We start from the raw sequence: 16,681 nt of genomic DNA, 5'->3' as shown, positions 1-16,681 counted from the left end.
CACAGTGAGGGACAGTTAAATGCAAAATAGCACTTCCGAATTTTTGAAACCTCGTCAAATTGATGTAGATACCTTGTCTGCTATGCGCGCAAAAGTATCAATGCAGCCGTTTGAGCGTGGATTCGGTCATACACTTGGTAATGCTTTGCGTCGTATCTTACTGTCATCCATGAATGGCTTTGCTCCAACTGAAGTGTCTATTACCAATGTGCTGCATGAATATTCTACGCTTGATGGTGTAAAAGAAGATGTTGTTGATATTTTATTGAATATTAAAGGCATTGTATTCAAATTGCATGGCGGTCGCACCGAGGTTGTGCTTTCACTAAAAAAATCGGGTGCAGGGGTAGTTCGTGCATCAGATTTTGAGTTGCCGCATGATGTGGAAATTATTAATCCAGAGCAAATTATCTGTAATTTATCAGATAGTGGCAGCATTGAAATGGAAGTAAAAGTTGAGCAGGGATGTGGCTATCAAACTGTTTCTGGCAATAGAGCAACTAGAGAGCAGAGCAAAATTGGTGCAATGCAATTAGATGCAAGCTTTTCACCTATTGTTCGAGTAAGTTTTGATGTTGAAGCGGCTCGCGTTGAGCAGCGCACGGATTTGGACAATTTAATCTTGGATATTGAAACCAACGGTTCTATTGACCCAGAAGAAGCTGTTCGTGTGGCAGCGCGTATTTTGATAGATCAGATGTCTATTTTTGCTGATTTAGAAGGTACGCCTGCTGAAGTTGAAGAAGAAAAAGCGCCACCGATTGACCCTGTTTTGTTGCGCCCAGTAGACGATTTGGAATTGACCGTTCGTTCTGCTAATTGCTTGAAAGCAGAAGATATCTACTATATTGGTGATTTGATTCAACGTACAGAAACTGAGTTGTTGAAAACGCCTAATTTAGGTCGTAAATCTCTGAATGAAATTAAAGAGGTTTTGGCTTCCAAGGGTTTGACTCTGGGTTCTAAATTAGAGTCTTGGCCTCCTGCTGGCTTGGAAAAGCCTTAAAGATTAAAGGATAATGATATGCGCCATCGTAATGGTAATCGCAAATTAAATCGCACCAGCAGCCACCGTGCCGCTATGTTGCGTAATATGGCAAATTCTTTGCTGACTCATGAAACGATTGTAACCACTTTGCCAAAAGCAAAAGAGTTGCGTCGTGTGGTTGAGCCCTTGATTACTTTGGGTAAAAAACCGTCTTTGGCTAATCGTCGTTTGGCATTTGACCGCACGCGCGACCGCGATGTGGTGGTTAAATTGTTTGATGATTTGGGTGCTCGTTTTGCTAACCGCAATGGTGGCTATATTCGAATTTTGAAATATGGCTTCCGTAACGGTGACAACGCGCCTATGGCTTTGGTTGAGTTGGTTGAGAAATCATCTGCCGAGTAAGTAAGATAGACAAAAAGAAAAACCGAACTGTTTAGGCAGTTCGGTTTTTTGCAAAGCAGCCTGCATTTTTGTTCAATGCAAAAGTGCAGGCTGCTTTTTATTGTGTTTACAGAGTTCGTGCTACTTCTTCCGCTCGCGCACGAATTTGCGAATCCAAGTCCAACAAATCATCAATATGATGTAAATCGCTAGCGGAATGTTGTTCCAAACACGCGCTAACCACTTTCGCAATATCGGTAAAGCCAATTTGCCCACGCAAAAACGCTGCCACTGCCACTTCATTGGCTGCATTCAACACGCACGGCGCAGAACCGCCAACAAACATCGCATCGTAAGCCAATTTCAAACATGGATAACGCGCAAAATCAGGTTCGGCAAACGTCAAGCCCGACAATTTGCCAAAATCCAATGCGCCTACGCCTGAATCAATCCGTTCAGGCAGCCCCAAGCAGTAGGCAATCGGCGTTCGCATATCGGGGTTGCCCAGTTGCGCCAACACGCTGCTGTCTGCGTAACGAACCATGCTGTGAATAATGGATTGCGGGTGGATTACGACTTCCAATTTATCAGGCGGACAGTTGAACAACCAATGCGCTTCAATCAGCTCCAAACCTTTGTTCATCATGGTAGAAGAATCAACGGAAATTTTTTGCCCCATAGACCAATTCGGGTGCTTCACGGCTTGCGCTGGCGTGATGTGCGGCATGTCGGCTAACGGCGTGTTCAAAAACGAGCCGCCTGATGCCGTGAGAATAATGGACGTTACGCCGTGTGCGTCCATATTGTCTGCGTAATCGCGTGGCAACACTTGGAAAATGGCGTTGTGTTCGCTGTCAATCGGCAAGACTTTTGCGCCGTGCTTTTTCGCCGTTTCCATAAATAGGCTGCCTGAAACGACTAGCGTTTCTTTGTTCGCCAAATAAATGGTTTTGCCGTGTTGCGCGGCGGCGAGTGCAGACGGCAATCCTGCCGCACCGACAATCGCACACATCACGCCTGTTACTTCGGGTGCAGTGGCGATGTCAATTAGGGATTGTTTGCCAAATAGCACTTCGGTGTGCAGGCTGCCTAATTGTTGGCGCAATTCGTTGGCGCGATTTTCATCGGCAACGACGGCGTATTTCGGCGCGAATTGGCGGCATTGTTCGGCAAGTTTTTCGACTTGTGAATGCCCTGCCAACGCGAAAATTTGGAATTTGTCGGGGTGGCGTGATACCACGTCTAATGTGGATACGCCAATGCTGCCTGTGCTGCCGAGTATGGTTAGAGTTTGCATGATTTGCTTTCGTTGATTTAATGCGCGAATTATACGCGAGCTACTCATGCCTATGGCATACCCTTTTATAGTGATTTAAATTTAGATTAGTACGGCGTTGCCAACTCCCTTATGTACTAGTTGTACACGGCGGTCGTTGTCGCCTTGTCCTAATCTAAATTTAAACCACTATATACCCAAATCAAAGATTTGGACAAAAGGGCAAAAAGCAGCCTGCACTTTTTGTTTACGATTAAGTGCAGGCTGCTTTTGTATGTGTGATTAAATCGCCACTTGATTCAAACGGCTGTGCGTTTCATCGGCGTGTTTTTGTTCGTTAAACGGACCAACTTGCACCACATAGCTATCACCGCGTTTGAGCATAATCGCACGTTGCGTGGCTTTGGCATCGTTCAAACGTTGGGTTGCGACACGCACAAAGGCTTGGGCATCGGCTTCGCGCTCAAAGGTTTTCACGCTCACATAAATATTGCCTGTGGCTGGTTTTTGGGCGACTTGCGTTTTGGGTTTATCCAAACTGTCGCCTGCTTTTAAGGCTTCCACGCGCACATTGGCTGTGCCTGCATTCAAAAAGCCCAGTTTGTTGGCGGCTTCGCGCGACACGTCTAACACGCGGCTACTGTGAAATGGCCCGCGGTCGTTGATGCGAACCACCACGCTGCGTCCATTAGACAAATTGGTTACACGCGCATAGCTTGAAATCGGCAAAGTTGGGTGCGCGGCGGTGAGTTTGTGCATATCAAAACGCTCGCCGCTAGATGTTCGTTTGCCCTGAAAGCCTGGCCCGTACCACGATGCACGTCCCGTTTGGCTAAAATCTTGTACATTTTTTTGGGGATAATACCGCTTGCCTGCTACTTTGTAGCTTAAATTGGCAGTTGGGTGCAATTTTTCGGCTCGCACCACGCGGTCGCTGTTGTCGGCATACGCGGCTTGATTCAATGCCAATGCGGTTGCCAAAGTCGCCAAAAAAATAGGTTGAATTTTAGTCAAAATAAAGTCCAGTCTTGAGTTGAAGATGAAGTTTGGGGCAGGGCGATTAAATTCCGCCTGCATACCCCTGTTGTCGCCACGCTTCAAAAACGGTAATGGCAACGGTGTTAGACAAGTTCATGCTGCGGTTGTCGGGCATCATGGGGAAGCGAATTTTCTGTTCGCTGGGTAAACTTGCCAAAATGTCGGTGGGTAAACCGCGTGTTTCGGGCCCAAACAAAAACACATCGCCTGCTTGAAATGCCACTTGGTCAGGGCGTGTGCTGCCTTTGGTGGTGAGGGCGAAAATGCGTTTGCCTTGCAGGGCTGCCCAGCAATCTTGCCACGATTCATGCACGGTTAATTGCGAAAATTCGTGGTAATCCAAGCCAGCGCGTTTCATTTTGCTGCTGTCCAGCGGAAAGCCGAGCGGTTTGACCAAGTGCAAATCGCAGCCTGTGTTGGCGCAAAGACGAATAATATTGCCTGTGTTGGGCGGAATTTCGGGTTGGTATAAAACGACTGTAAACATGATAATAATTGCTGTTTGCTTTGTGCTTGATTTGTTTGGATTTTATAAGCAGCCTGCACCAAAAAGGCAGCACTATGCCCCACTTGTTGGCGCACGTCAAACCTTTTTGCACTAATTACACGCGACTACCCACGCATAAACGGCTGTCGCGCCCGATTGGTGCAGGCTGCTTGCTAATTCGGAAATCGTGGATTTTGTGGTGCAAATATCGTCCACTATCAAAATTTTACGATTTTTAACGGATTCGGTTGGCAAGAAAATGCCTTGAATATTTTGCTGACGTTCGGCGCGATTGAGTGTACTTTGTGCGACTTTGTGGCGGCGAATCACATTTTTGCTCGGTAAAACGGGGATTGTGTAGCGTTGTGTAATCCAGTTTGCCAATTCATCGCATTGATTAAAACCACGAAGCAGCCTGCGTTGGCGCGAAATCGGCATTGCTAAAACGCAATCGGCATCGCATTCGGGCAACCACGCGGGCGGATTGTGTTGCATAAGCCAAGTAAAAACCGAATGGTATGCTGTTTGGCGCAAATGTTTCCAGCGATGCAACAATTCAGGCAGGGGCGACACATAATCCGCACTTGCCCAAAAATGGAGATAGGCTGGTGGCTGTTGTTGGCAAGCGGCGCAGGGCAAACCGTGCAGGCTGCTTTGTGGACAGGTTGGGCAGTAGTTTTGTGTTCGCAATACGCCGCGCAAATCTTGTTGGCAAGCAGGGCAAATGCAGGCTGCTTGCGTGTATTCGTGGCATAATAAACAGCGTTTGGATAGACGAAAGATAGACATGACTTCCCTTTGCTTATTGCACGGCTGGGCGACTAATTCGCAGATTTTCAACCCATTGCGCCCCCATTTGCCTGCCGATTGGACGATTCACGCGCCCGATTTGGCTGGGCATGGACGTTCCACCACGCCTTTGTCGTTGGACATTGCCACGCTGGCGCACAACATCGCAAGCAGCCTGCAACCGAATACGCATTTGTTTGGCTGGTCGCTCGGTGGCGTGGTCGTGCAATACATCGCCGCGCATTATCCGCACAAAATCGCCAGTTTAACTTTGTGCGCCACGTTTGCCAAATTTGCCGCCAGCGAAGACTATCCCATTGGCATTCAACACAATTTGCTGCACCGAATGCTGCACTTGTTTGAAGATGATTACCCCAAACACCTGCAACAATTTTTGGAACTACAATTGCTGCACACACCAGAGCGCAACGAACTCATTGCCGAGCTGCTGCCCGATATGTTGCGCGATGGCACGCCACAAGGCATGGCAAGCGCGTTGCAAGCGATAGAAGCGGCAGATATGCGCCCATTGTTATCACAAATTACCTGTCCTACGCTGTTGATTTTTGGCGATAAAGACGCGCTCACACCGCCGCGAATGGGCGAATTTTTGGCGCAACACTTGCCACACGCGCAACTGGTCTGTATCAAACAAGCCGCGCACGCACCGTTTATTAGCCACGCAGCGGAAGTCGCGCAATGGTTGCAACGGCATATTGTGGCGGTAGAGCGGTTAATATAAAAGCAGCCTGCACTTTAAATCAACCAAAAGTGCAGGCTGCTTTTGTGTGTTTAGCAACAAATCCCAATCAATCCGATATGTTTGAATGCTGCTTGCTTTCCAATTCTTTGTATTTTGCGCCTACCAGTTCACTCAAATCTTGCCAAAAAGCACGCGCATCACTGTGTTCGTGAAACACCATCCCGATTATTCAGGTAAAACCTATCTGTGAGCAGAGTTAATTCATTCAAATGCTCAACAGATTGACTTGTATGCACTAACCATTTAATTAAATTTTGAAAAAGGTGTAAATGTTGTATTTGTTGTTTGCGCAATGCGGTTACTTCTTCCAACAGCTTTTTGTATTCCACAACAAAATTATCTAAACTGGTTTGTTCATTCATTGCTATCTCCATTAACCAAAAGTGCAGGCTGCTTTTCCCATATTCTCAACTTTTTGCGCCATATTCGCACAAATCATAAATCAAACATTTGCCACATTGCGGCTTTTGCGCTTTGCAAGTGTAGCGACCGTGCAAAATCAACCAATGATGCGCGTCCAACAAAAATTCCTTGGGGATAACTTTCATCAGTTTGTCTTCCACTTCGCGCACGTTTTTGCCTGTGGCCAGTTTGGTGCGATTGGCAACGCGAAAAATATGCGTGTCTACCGCCATAGCCAGTTGCCTAAACGCGGTATTGAGCACCACATTCGCGGTTTTGCGCCCAACCCCTGGCAAGGCTTCCAATTCTTCGCGCGTTTGTGGCACTTCGCCGCCGTGTTTTGCCAACAAAATTTGACACGTTTCCACAATGTGCTTGGATTTGGTGCGATACAAGCCAATGGTTTTGGTGTATTCCATAATGCCGTCCAAGCCTAAATCCAGCATGGCTTGCGGCGTGTTGGCAACGGGGAATAACTTGGCGGTGGCTTTGTTCACGCCCACATCGGTGGCTTGTGCCGACAGCAGCACCGCAATCAGCAATTCAAAAGGGTTGCTAAAATTCAGCTCGGTGGTTGGTTTGGGATTGGCTTCGCGCCAACGCTGGAACATTTCTTTGCGGATAGTTTGGTTCATGATGGGAAGTGGGTTTGGGTGTAGTAATAGCCGTTGATGTGGGTGCAATACAAATGATAACGGCGATAAGCGTTAAACAAAACAGCATCGGGCAATTGCGGATTGCGCCAAAAATGACTCAACGGTTGATGACTGGTTATGCTCGGAATGTCATACGCAGCGCGTCCCAAAACCTTAACAGGCAAACCGTGTACCAATGCCGACAAGCCGCTGGTGCTGTTAATCGTTACCACGCCACGCGCTTTGCGTAACAAAACAGGCAACGGAATATCGTGTACATACACAATCCGCCCTGCCACATTGGGGTGCTGTGCGATAAATTGGCGTATGGTTTTGGCGTAGTCAATAAAGCCCCTGTCCATGGGGTGATGCTTCACAATCAGGTGGCAATCGGCAGGCGCATTGACCGCAAACGATGCCAAAACGTGTAACAAAGCATCGCGTACGCTGGTGTATTGGCTGTGTGTTTTGATTTGGCTATCGGTTGCCACTTGCAACGGAAACACAAAAAACGGTTGCAGGCTGCTTTGTTGGATTTGTTGGGCGATTTTGGCTTCGCGCCAAGCAAACCACAGTTTGCGCCAGCCAGAACGTAGCCACGCTGCGGTGTAATACGCCAGCGATGTCGCACGATGATGTTGATAAAACGGATAGCGTTTTTGTCGCCATTTCATCGCTGCGTAATACTGCATGGCGCACGATGCGGCATGGCGAAATTTGGGCTGCATTTTTTGATACACCATATCTTGCAGTGTTAGATTTGCCGCTTGTGAAACAAAAAACGCCCCCACGCGCGGCAGTTGTGAATACGCATTAACACCGTGTTCTTCCAACACAATCCAATCGGGGCGGAAATAGCCTTCTTCAAACGCCCAAAACGATACGTTATTTTTGGCACAAATAGATTTGGCGATACGATGATACGCGCGCGTGTCGCCAAAACACGCCACCGCATCAATGCCGTGCTGCGCCACAAACGCGGTTAAGTAGTCGCCAAAATCGTCCAGCGATTGCGTATAGGTAAACGTGTTGTCGCGAGCGTTGGGATAAAACCACTCATCGCCGCCATTGAAATTGATTTTATAAACCGTACAACCTTGTTGATTGAGCCAATCGCTTAATTGCACAAAAAAGCGACCAATAGGGCCTTGCAAAAGCAAAATACGCCGATTGGTTGCGAGCTTGTGAATGGTTTTGATGGGGCGATACGGAGTCATACAAATGGTTGTGGTGTGTGCAGGCTGCTTTTTTACGCTACTTTTTTATCTTGCAGCCATTGCCAATCAAAAAAATACCCTGGGTCGGTTTTGCGTTGTGGCGCGATGTGTTCGTGTCCTGCGATGCTGTTGATAGGATACTGCGCCTTAATCGCTTGCAACAAGGGCAGTAAAGCATCGTATTGCGCTGGTGTAAACGGCTCAAAATCGCAGCCTTCCAGTTCAATGCCAATGGAAAACGCATTGCACTTTTCGCGTCCTTGCCATTGCGACACGCCAGCGTGGTATGCCATGTCATCGCACGATACAAATTGCACCACTTCGCCCAATCGCGTTACAAAAAAATGACTGGACACTTGCAAATGTTGAATGTGAGCAAAAAATGGGTGTTCGCTGGCATCAATTTGGTTGGTAAACAATTTTTGCACTGCACCTGTGCCGTATTCAAACGGTGGCAACGAAATATTATGCAGCACAATCAGGCTTATCGTTTCGTTGTCGGGGCGTGGGCAGCAGTTGGGCGATTGCAGTTGCGTGGCGTGTTGCCAGCGTCCGTTGTGCCAGTCTGATGATGGGGTCATAGGGCGTGCTTTCTTAAATTAAAGTGCAGGCTGTTTTTTATTGTAAACCCAACGCCAACAAAGCCAACAACGTAGGCAAGCCTTGAATTAGCGCGGCTTTGCGTTTATCGGGCGAAGTCAGCCACAAATACGTGCCTGCCCACAACATCATGCCCAAACCGCCGCACGCCAAGCCCAAAGCCAAGCCTTCGCCGCGTGCAGAAGTCGCGCACCAGCAGCCGAGTAAACCCAGCAGCGTCATCACGCTCAAACCCAAATTGTAGATGCCCAAATTGTTGAACGCAGGGCGCAACATTGGCTCTACTTCTGGCTGGGTACGAAATACGCGCCGAAATGCGTCCGAGCCAAACGCCACGACTTCCAAATAAAAAATATAGCCGTGAATGGCGACAGCAAGCAAACCAAATAAAGTCGCTAAAATCAGCATAATCCAATCCTTATATAGTGAAATGAAATAAAAACGGGATAAGGCGACAACGCCCGCCGTGTGCAAATAGCACATAAGGGCGTTGGCAACACCGTACCGTTGCAATTTCATTTCACTATAACAAGTGATTTAATTTGTCGGCTTTGGTGCTTAAATAGCCTGCATTTTCGGGGTTTTCGCCTACTTTTAGCGGTACACGTTCTGCAATCTCAATGCCGCAATCGTGCATGGTTTGTAGTTTTTCAGGATTGTTGGTCAGCAGGCGAATGGCAGACACGCCCAAATGTTCGTAGATGTGTTTGGCAATGGAAAAATCACGCGCATCAACAGGCAAATGCAATGCCAAATTGGCTTCTACCGTGTCCATGCCCTTGTCTTGCAAGGCATAGGCGCGGATTTTGTTAATCAGACCAATGCCGCGACCTTCTTGGCGCAAATACACAATCACGCCACGCCCTTCGGCTTGAACGGCTTGCATAGCAGCCTGCAACTGTGGGCCACAATCGCATTTTTGCGACAAAAATGCATCGCCTGTTAAGCATTCGGAATGAATGCGCGACAAAACGGGTTTGCCGTTGCCGACATCGCCCAGCACAAGGGCAACGTGTTCTTGCGGTGTGGCAAATTCGTTGGGGGTGCGCGTGTCCACAAAACCGTGCATTTGGAATACGCCAAATTCGGTGGGCAGGCGGCAAGATGTGATGTGTTGGATAGGGTTGTTATTCATATTTATTTTTTGTTTGGGTTGATTTAAGTAATAGCCGTAGGGTGGGTGCAAGCACCTATTTAAGCAGCCTGCACTTTGCGTTTGCCTTGTCGCCAGTTATCCCAAACCAGCAACGCCGCGCCCACGCACACAAAGCAATCGGCAATATTGAACACGGGATACGACCAGTTTTGCCAATAAAACAGCAAAAAATCCACCACTTTGCCGTGTACAAAACGGTCAATTACATTGCCAAACGCGCCACCAATAATCATGGCGGCGGCAAAATTGCCCCAACGGCTCATTTCGCTTTTGCGGATTTCGTGCGCCAAAAACGCGCTAATCACAAACGCCAGCAGCATAAACAAATATTTTTGCCAGCCACCTGCGTTTGCCAAAAAACTAAACGCCGCGCCGGGGTTGTACACCAAAGTTAAATCAAATAAATTAGGAATGATGTTGAGTCGCTCGGCAAATCCAAATCGCGCCAAAATCGCGTATTTGCTGATTTGATCTAACACAAGGGCAACGATACTGGTGGTGATGTAAGGCAGATATTTCATAAAAGTGCAGGCTGCTTTTGTTGTAAAAAGAGTTGGCATTGTACTATAAGAACCTGCGTTCACAATCTTAATAGCGATTTTTTATTGTCTAATCACACGCCTACTGCGTTGGATTTCTACGCCAATAGTAACGCTATTGGCGTAGAAATCCGCCTTGTATTCGTATGATTATTCAATAAAAACTCATCTATCAATCTTATGAACACAGGTTCTTAAACACAGATTATTCTTGCCAAATTGCGTAAAGTTCCGCATAATGCTGCGCTTTATCAATGAAGTGCAGGCAAAACCCCTGCGCCCGCTTTTTAAGGAAACTCAAATGAAACAAGATATTCATCCAGATTATCACGAAGTAAACGTAACTTGCTCTTGCGGTAATAAATTTGTAACCCAGTCTGTTATAGCAAAAGAAAATTTCAACATTGAGGTTTGCTCTGAATGCCACCCATTCTACACAGGCAAACAAAAAATCGTGGACACCGCAGGTCGCGTGGACAAATTCAATCAAAAATTCGGTAATATGTTCAAACGCTCTGTTTAATTTTTGCCAACAAAATCCGCTCTTGCCAAACAACAAGGGCGGATTTTTTGTGCAGGCTGCTTTTTGTATGATTGGGCAACACCATGTTTTTATGGCTCAAACTATTTCACATTTTCTTTATTGTTGCGTGGTTTGCAGGGCTGTTTTACTTGCCGCGCATTTTCGTCAATCTTGCCATGGCAGACAACGATGCCGAATACGCACGTTTGTTGCTCATGGCGCAAAAACTGTATCGCTTTATGTTGCCGTGGTGCGTGGGTGCGTTGATTTGTGGCATTGCCATGCCTTTGGCACAAATCGGCTTTGCAGGCTGGGTACACGGCAAAATCTGCATCGGCTTGCTGCTGCTTGCCTACCACATTTTTTGCGGACGCTTGTTGCGCGATTTTGAACAGCAACGCAATCGCCATTCGCACAAATGGTATCGCGTGTTCAACGAACTGCCTGTGTTTTGCCTGCTCGCCGCCATTTATTTGGCATTGTTTAAACCGTTTTAATCACAAAAATCATGAGTACTTTGGAAATTGAACGCCGTTTTTTGTTGCGCGATGACTCGTGGCGCGAACACGCCAGCGCACCGCAAGTGTTGCAGCAAGGCTATATCAGCGTAGAAAAAGAATGCACCATTCGCGTGCGCGTGGCTGGTAATCGCGCTTGGCTCACGCTAAAAGGCTATATTTCGGACGTGAGCCGCCACGAATTTGAATATGAAATTCCGCTCGCCGATGCTCTAACCATGCTGGCAACGGTGTGTCCGTTTAAAATTGAAAAGCATCGCTATCTATATAGTGGAACACGAAGGTTTTGTGTTTGAAGTTGATGAATTTTTTGGCGACAACGCGCCACTGATTGTAGCGGAACTGGAATTGCCAAGCGAAGACACCGCGTATGCTCAACCCGATTGGCTGGGCGAAGAAATCACGTCAGATGGGCGTTTTACCAATGCGTATTTGAGTAAGCACCCGTTTGGGTCGTGGTCGTGAAAAAGCAGCCTGCATATTTTGTTTACCGAATATGCAGGCTGCTTTTTATTATTGCGATTGAATTGTCGCCCGAAACACCCAATCCACATCACTCTCTATCAATCCCTGCGGAAACAAATAATCGCCACGAAACACCGCCACATCGACATATTGCCAACGCGGCTCAAAGCGCACGTTTTGCCGCGCCACCGCTTCGGTAATCAACAAAGTGCAGTAAAACGGCTGCTCGCCACGCGCGGTGAGCACAAATTTTTTGCCGATTTGTTGTCGCGCATATTGGGCGGTTTGAGCACGTTGGGCTGGCGACAGAAATCGGGGTCGCGCCACCGCCACGGCATCTGCCATTTTGGGCGATAGAAATTCGTGCAGCGGTGTCAGCAATACTTGGTCGGGCAAGTCGGCGTTGTCGTCTGTGGTGGCGTGGGCAATTTGCACGGTCGGCTGCGTTTGCACCACAATGCCAACGTGTGAAAAATCGCTGTGGCTCAATCGCTTAATCAACAAACTATCGGCGTGATGTCCGCTGCGAAAAATCCAATCGCCCACTTGAAGCTGGTGTGGATTGGGTAGGGCGACTTGCGGTAAGGTGTTGTGCCCAAATCGCACGTAGCCATAGCAAAAGCAGCCTGCAATCAAAATAATGATGCAGGCTGCTTGGATTAGGCGTTTATAGATTGATTTTCCAGTTGCCATCTACTTCAATCAAGCGCACGCGGTCTTGGCGCGTTTTGTCGTTTTTGAATTTGATTTGCACGTTTACGGTGGCGCGTTTGCTGTCGTTAGGCGACACTTGTGCAGGCTCGGTCGTGATTTCGGCAACGCCGTTTTGTTTTTCGGCATAGTCTTTTTGTTCGGCAACGCCTGCTTTGATTTTGCCACTAATCACTTCTTCTACCCCTGGTTTTTTGTCTTCTTCGGGAATGTGAATCATGGCAACCACAGCATCGGCATCGCCTTGATAGCTTTTCTCTACAAAGGTTTTGGCTGCCGATTCGGGCGAGCTGCCACCACCGCCGCCACAAGCTGCCAACACGCCGCTAACCACGGCAACCGCCAACCATTTGAACATTTTGTGCATCGTGATTCCTTTTGTTAAGAGTAAAAAAGAGCCTGCACTTTACAAGACTTAACGTAGCTTGTCAAAAATGCAGGCTGCTTTTGAATGCAATATAGCAAAGCAGCCTGCACTTTTTTGGTATAAAATTACACGCATTGTGCAGGCTGCTTTTGGGGCTTAAAAAGCAGCCTGCACCTATATTTATATTTATGATAAATCAAACACAAGGAAAACCAATCATGCCAGATTATCGCTCCAAAACTTCCACACACGGTCGCAATATGGCTGGCGCGCGTTCATTATGGCGTGCGACTGGCGTCAAAGATGAAGATTTCGGTAAACCGATTATTGCGATTGCCAACTCGTTTACGCAATTCGTACCAGGACACGTTCATTTGCATAACATCGGGCAACTGGTGGCGCGTGAAATTGAAAAAGCAGGTGCAATTGCCAAAGAATTCAACACGATTGCGGTTGATGACGGCATTGCTATGGGACACGGCGGTATGTTGTACAGCTTGCCAAGCCGCGATTTAATCGCCGACAGTGTGGAATACATGGTAAACGCGCATTGTGCGGACGCGCTGGTTTGTATTTCTAACTGCGACAAAATCACACCGGGAATGCTCATGGCGGCTATGCGTTTGAATATCCCAACGATTTTCGTATCGGGCGGCCCAATGGAGGCAGGTAAAGTGATTGGCGCAATCCATATTTCAGACAGCCGTAAATTGGATTTGGTGGACGCGATGGTGGACGCGGCCGATGACAACGTTTCCGACCAAGCGATTGACGAAATTGAAAAAAATGCTTGCCCGACTTGCGGTTCGTGTTCGGGTATGTTTACCGCGAACTCAATGAACTGTTTGACGGAAGCGTTGGGTTTGTCGTTGCCAGGTAATGGCTCGTTGTTGGCGACACACGCTGGGCGCAAAGAATTATTCTTGGAAGCAGGTCGCCTGATTGTGAGCATCACGAAACGCTATTACGAACAAAACGATGAAACCGTTTTGCCGCGCACGATTGCCAATAAAAAAGCCTTTGAAAATGCGATGACTATGGACATCGCCATGGGCGGCAGCACCAACACGATTTTACATTTGTTGGCGGTGGCGAATGAAGCTGGCGTGGATTTCAAAATGGCAGACATTGACCGTTTGAGCCGCAGCGTGCCTTGCCTGTGCAAAACCGCGCCCAACAACCACGACTATTACATGGAAGACGTACACCGCGCTGGCGGCATCATCGGTATTTTGAAAGAATTGGAAAAAGCAGGCAAATTACATACCGATGTGCATACAATTCATTCAGGCAGCCTGAAAGAAGCGATTACAAAATGGGACATTACTAATCCTGAAAACACGGTGGCGATTGAACGCTACAAAGCCGCCCCAGGGGGCGTTCGCACAACGGAAGCATTCTCACAAAATCGCCAATGGAAAACGCTGGATTTAGACCGCGCCAATGGCTGTATCCGCGACGTGGAACACGCTTATTCACAAGACGGCGGTTTGGCGGTGTTGTTTGGCAATATTGCGGAACGCGGTTGCGTGGTAAAAACAGCTGGCGTTGATGAAAGCATTTGGCAATTTTCGGGACGCGCTCGCGTGTTTGAAAGCCAAGAAGACGCGGTTGAAGGCATTTTGGCGAACACAATTCAAGCTGGCGACATCGTGATTATTCGCTACGAAGGCCCGAAAGGTGGACCGGGTATGCAAGAAATGCTGTACCCAACTTCTTATTTGAAATCAAAAGGCTTGGGTAAAGCCTGCGCCTTGCTGACAGACGGACGTTTTTCTGGCGGCACATCGGGCTTGTCCATCGGACACGCATCGCCAGAAGCAGCAGAAGGCGGCGCGATTGGCTTGGTACACGAAGGCGACACGATTGAAATTGACATTCCAAACCGCCGCATTCAGTTAATGGTTTCCGATGAAGAATTGACAAACCGCCGCGTGGAAATGGAAAGTCGTGGCAGCAAAGCATGGAAACCTGTGGCGCGTGAACGCCAAGTTTCGGCAGCGTTACGCGCTTATGCCGCGATGACGACTTCGGCAGACACAGGCGCAGTGCGCGATGTGAGCCAAGTGGAACGTTGATGTAAAAAGCAGCCTGCACATTGCGTAAACCAAGTGCAGGCTGCTTTTTATGTTGTTATTTCAACACAGTGCGCGTCCAACGAGCCACCCAATCTTTTTGCTTTTGCGCGACTTGCGTGGCAGGCAGCAGAGCAGGGCGGTGCGGCACAGTCGCGTGCTGCATCATCGCATCAGGCTTCGTTCCTTGTACTGCAGGATACACCCACATACTGCGGAACACGCTTTGCTGGGCGACATCGCTTTGCAGATGTTGCACCAATTTTGCTGCCAGTGCAGGCTGCTTGGCATGATTCAATACCGCCGCGCCCTCAATTTGCAGATAGCTGCCACCGTTTAAAAACAAATTGCCCATATTCGGTTGCTGCAATTTGCCCTCGCTATAAAACACTTCGGCGGCAGGGCTGCTGGCATAGCCCACCATAATCGGGCGAGAACCGCCGTTGAGCGTAAATTCCTTGTAATAAGCGTCCGACCAACCTTGCGTGATTTTCACACCGTTGCCACGCATTTTTGTCCACCAAGCAAACGCACCCTCTTCGCCCAAAGCACGAATATTCGCCAGCAAAAATGCCAAACCTGGGGTAGAAGTGGCAGGATTGGGCACGGCAAGCAAATCTTTATACGCAGGTTGCGCCAAATCCGCCAAACTTTTGGGCAATGGCAACTTCTTGTCGGCAAACCATTTTTTATCGTAATTGAGCGTAACAAAGCCATAATCTACCGCCAAAGCAGTCTGCAATTTCACCACCGTGTTGCGCGATGCAGGCTGCTGTTTTGCCAAAATACCAGCCGCTTGCGCCTTGCTCACCGTGTTGTTGTCCAAGCCAAACACCGCATCGGCAACGCCACCTTCGTTGCGCGTCAAAATCAAACGATTGAGCATTTCGTTGCCATCGCCCATTTTCAAAATGATGACTTTGGCATCGTTTGCCGATTCAAATTGCGTGATAACTTCCTTGGGCAAATCATACGAATCGTGTACTGCCAAACGCACATCGGTTGCCGCCCAAGCAGCCTGCACACAAACCAAGCAAATCGCACCAGTTGCCCATTTAAACGCCATTTTCATACTATTTCTCCTATACAAACACACAAAAAAACCGATTCCACAGCCAATAGGGCGCGAGAATCGGTATGCGTGTTGCGTTTGCATTTAGTTTCCTACGCCAGTATTAACTGAATCAGGTTCACGGGTATTTCTCAGCCACGCAAGCAGCACCCCGACTAAACAGAAGTGCGAATTCTACACTAATGCGATTGCGTTTATCAAGTCGGTTTTATTTTTATTAAAAACAATGGCATAAATAAAATAATACTTTTTTTGTGTGAATTAGTTTGACAGGCGGTAAATAGGTCTGTATTATTCGCTTATTCGGGTCGTTAGCTCAGTCGGTAGAGCAGCGGACTTTTAATCCGTTGGTCGAGCGTTCGAATCGCTCACGACCCACCAAATAAATCAAAGAGCTAGGTTTTATGCCTAGCTCTTTATTTTTTTGCCGTGTACGTTTTGTGGACGTATTTTGCTGTATTCAAAGCAGCCTGCACGATTGAGTAAGGGGCTGTCCTAGATAACTAGGGGCTAATGACATTTTAGCTATAATTTCAACCAAATCAAAGCACAAGCTAATGACACGGTACTTTCATAATTACGTTTTAATTTATCGTACCGTGTTGCCAGCGCACGAAAATGCTTTAATCGTGCAAAAGCATTTTCTACCAAGTGCCTGATTTTATATAAATACCAA

At 47.7% G+C, this 16,681-nt stretch carries 21 protein-coding genes, 1 tRNA gene, 1 pseudogene and 1 riboswitch; of the genes and pseudogenes, 8 read left to right on the top strand and 15 right to left on the bottom strand.

What is annotated here, in order from left to right:
* Window positions 1–19: 19 nt before the first annotated feature.
* Both BQ5809_RS05265 and rplQ read left to right on the top strand, forming a co-directional pair.
* Window positions 20–1,006 carry a DNA-directed RNA polymerase subunit alpha gene (locus BQ5809_RS05265; RefSeq protein WP_003788572.1) on the top strand — a complete coding sequence of 329 codons (987 nt, stop codon included), beginning with the start codon at window positions 20–22 and terminating at the stop codon, window positions 1,004–1,006.
* Window positions 1,007–1,024: 18 nt separating this feature from the next.
* Window positions 1,025–1,393, top strand: a complete 369-nt coding sequence (gene rplQ / locus BQ5809_RS05260) for a 50S ribosomal protein L17 (RefSeq protein WP_003788570.1) — start codon at window positions 1,025–1,027, stop codon at window positions 1,391–1,393.
* A gap of 106 nt (window positions 1,394–1,499) precedes the next feature.
* Here rplQ and ispC read toward each other — a convergent pair whose 3' ends face one another.
* The 4 genes from ispC to BQ5809_RS05240 form a co-directional block, all read right to left on the bottom strand.
* Window positions 1,500–2,669 carry a 1-deoxy-D-xylulose-5-phosphate reductoisomerase gene (gene ispC, locus BQ5809_RS05255; protein ID WP_032827841.1) on the bottom strand — a complete coding sequence of 390 codons (1,170 nt, stop codon included), beginning with the start codon at window positions 2,667–2,669 and terminating at the stop codon, window positions 1,500–1,502.
* Window positions 2,670–2,930: 261 nt separating this feature from the next.
* On the bottom strand, window positions 2,931–3,725 hold the full coding sequence (locus BQ5809_RS05250) for a septal ring lytic transglycosylase RlpA family protein (RefSeq protein WP_003788565.1): 795 nt from the start codon (window positions 3,723–3,725) through the stop codon (window positions 2,931–2,933).
* Complete coding sequence (trmL, locus tag BQ5809_RS05245) at window positions 3,709–4,173, bottom strand: tRNA (uridine(34)/cytosine(34)/5-carboxymethylaminomethyluridine(34)-2'-O)-methyltransferase TrmL (protein ID WP_003788564.1); 465 nt, start codon at window positions 4,171–4,173, stop codon at window positions 3,709–3,711. The genes BQ5809_RS05250 and trmL overlap by 17 nt, the downstream gene beginning before the upstream one ends.
* Before the next feature lie 111 nt (window positions 4,174–4,284).
* On the bottom strand, window positions 4,285–4,962 hold the full coding sequence (locus BQ5809_RS05240; RefSeq protein WP_032827840.1) for a ComF family protein: 678 nt from the start codon (window positions 4,960–4,962) through the stop codon (window positions 4,285–4,287).
* Here BQ5809_RS05240 and bioH point away from each other — a divergent pair.
* Complete coding sequence (gene bioH / locus BQ5809_RS05235; RefSeq protein WP_032827839.1) at window positions 4,961–5,704, top strand: pimeloyl-ACP methyl ester esterase BioH; 744 nt, start codon at window positions 4,961–4,963, stop codon at window positions 5,702–5,704. The two genes, BQ5809_RS05240 and bioH, sit on opposite strands and share 2 nt — an antisense overlap.
* Before the next feature lie 158 nt (window positions 5,705–5,862).
* On the opposite strand, the gene BQ5809_RS05230 is transcribed toward bioH, so the two are convergent.
* The 7 genes from BQ5809_RS05230 to lspA form a co-directional block, all read right to left on the bottom strand.
* Window positions 5,863–6,087, bottom strand: a complete 225-nt coding sequence (locus tag BQ5809_RS05230) for a hypothetical protein (protein ID WP_230478883.1) — start codon at window positions 6,085–6,087, stop codon at window positions 5,863–5,865.
* Between the two features lie 45 nt (window positions 6,088–6,132).
* Complete coding sequence (nth, locus tag BQ5809_RS05225) at window positions 6,133–6,762, bottom strand: endonuclease III (protein ID WP_003788553.1); 630 nt, start codon at window positions 6,760–6,762, stop codon at window positions 6,133–6,135.
* Complete coding sequence (locus BQ5809_RS05220) at window positions 6,759–7,979, bottom strand: capsule biosynthesis protein (RefSeq protein ID WP_003788550.1); 1,221 nt, start codon at window positions 7,977–7,979, stop codon at window positions 6,759–6,761. The genes nth and BQ5809_RS05220 overlap by 4 nt, the downstream gene beginning before the upstream one ends.
* Window positions 7,980–8,011: 32 nt before the next feature.
* Window positions 8,012–8,560 (bottom strand): 1,6-anhydro-N-acetylmuramyl-L-alanine amidase AmpD, encoded by a 549-nt coding sequence (gene ampD, locus BQ5809_RS05215; RefSeq protein WP_003788548.1) that lies wholly within the window; start codon window positions 8,558–8,560, stop codon window positions 8,012–8,014.
* 37 nt (window positions 8,561–8,597) lie between these two features.
* Window positions 8,598–8,987: a DUF1304 domain-containing protein gene (locus BQ5809_RS05210; RefSeq protein ID WP_032827838.1), complete on the bottom strand. Its 390-nt coding sequence runs from the start codon at window positions 8,985–8,987 to the stop codon at window positions 8,598–8,600.
* A gap of 115 nt (window positions 8,988–9,102) precedes the next feature.
* The gene (gene ribA / locus BQ5809_RS05205) at window positions 9,103–9,714 is read right to left on the bottom strand and encodes a GTP cyclohydrolase II (RefSeq protein ID WP_019390256.1); all 612 of its coding nucleotides are present in this window, start codon (window positions 9,712–9,714) and stop codon (window positions 9,103–9,105) included.
* A 59-nt stretch (window positions 9,715–9,773) separates the two neighbouring features.
* A complete protein-coding gene (gene lspA, locus BQ5809_RS05200; RefSeq protein ID WP_050792408.1) occupies window positions 9,774–10,256 on the bottom strand; it encodes a signal peptidase II in 483 nt (160 codons plus the stop codon).
* Between the two features lie 319 nt (window positions 10,257–10,575).
* On the opposite strand from lspA, the gene rpmE reads away from it, so the two are divergent.
* The 3 genes and pseudogenes from rpmE to BQ5809_RS05185 all read left to right on the top strand — a co-directional run bounded on the left by rpmE (window position 10,576) and on the right by BQ5809_RS05185 (window position 11,780).
* Complete coding sequence (gene rpmE / locus BQ5809_RS05195; protein ID WP_003788541.1) at window positions 10,576–10,797, top strand: 50S ribosomal protein L31; 222 nt, start codon at window positions 10,576–10,578, stop codon at window positions 10,795–10,797.
* An 83-nt stretch (window positions 10,798–10,880) separates the two neighbouring features.
* Window positions 10,881–11,294, top strand: a complete 414-nt coding sequence (locus BQ5809_RS05190; protein WP_003788540.1) for a CopD family protein — start codon at window positions 10,881–10,883, stop codon at window positions 11,292–11,294.
* Window positions 11,295–11,305: 11 nt separating this feature from the next.
* Window positions 11,306–11,780: pseudogene (locus BQ5809_RS05185) on the top strand (CYTH domain-containing protein).
* A gap of 48 nt (window positions 11,781–11,828) precedes the next feature.
* Here the strand turns inward: BQ5809_RS05185 and BQ5809_RS05180 are convergent.
* Window positions 11,829–12,473: a YiiX/YebB-like N1pC/P60 family cysteine hydrolase gene (locus tag BQ5809_RS05180; protein ID WP_003788533.1), complete on the bottom strand. Its 645-nt coding sequence runs from the start codon at window positions 12,471–12,473 to the stop codon at window positions 11,829–11,831.
* The gene (locus tag BQ5809_RS05175; protein WP_003788532.1) at window positions 12,448–12,858 is read right to left on the bottom strand and encodes a DUF4878 domain-containing protein; all 411 of its coding nucleotides are present in this window, start codon (window positions 12,856–12,858) and stop codon (window positions 12,448–12,450) included. The genes BQ5809_RS05180 and BQ5809_RS05175 overlap by 26 nt, the downstream gene beginning before the upstream one ends.
* A 218-nt stretch (window positions 12,859–13,076) precedes the next feature.
* On the opposite strand from BQ5809_RS05175, the gene ilvD reads away from it, so the two are divergent.
* Window positions 13,077–14,936 (top strand): dihydroxy-acid dehydratase, encoded by a 1,860-nt coding sequence (ilvD, locus tag BQ5809_RS05170; protein ID WP_032827837.1) that lies wholly within the window; start codon window positions 13,077–13,079, stop codon window positions 14,934–14,936.
* 55 nt (window positions 14,937–14,991) lie between these two features.
* Here the strand turns inward: ilvD and BQ5809_RS05165 are convergent, their stop codons facing one another.
* Window positions 14,992–15,999, bottom strand: a complete 1,008-nt coding sequence (locus BQ5809_RS05165) for a thiamine ABC transporter substrate-binding protein (protein ID WP_169309641.1) — start codon at window positions 15,997–15,999, stop codon at window positions 14,992–14,994.
* Window positions 16,000–16,077: 78 nt separating this feature from the next.
* Window positions 16,078–16,169, bottom strand: a riboswitch (TPP riboswitch).
* 141 nt (window positions 16,170–16,310) lie between these two features.
* Here BQ5809_RS05165 and BQ5809_RS05160 point away from each other — a divergent pair.
* Window positions 16,311–16,386, top strand: a tRNA-Lys gene (locus BQ5809_RS05160).
* A 144-nt stretch (window positions 16,387–16,530) separates the two neighbouring features.
* Here the strand turns inward: BQ5809_RS05160 and BQ5809_RS05155 are convergent.
* Window positions 16,531–16,681 (bottom strand): transposase (locus tag BQ5809_RS05155; RefSeq protein ID WP_143452379.1); only part of this gene is annotated, 151 nt, incomplete at its 5' end.

The sequence above is a fragment of the Kingella kingae ATCC 23330 genome, assembly GCF_900111845.1.
Classification (GTDB): Bacteria; Pseudomonadota; Gammaproteobacteria; order Burkholderiales; family Neisseriaceae; genus Kingella; species Kingella kingae.
This window is presented reverse-complemented; position numbering and strand designations above follow the sequence as displayed.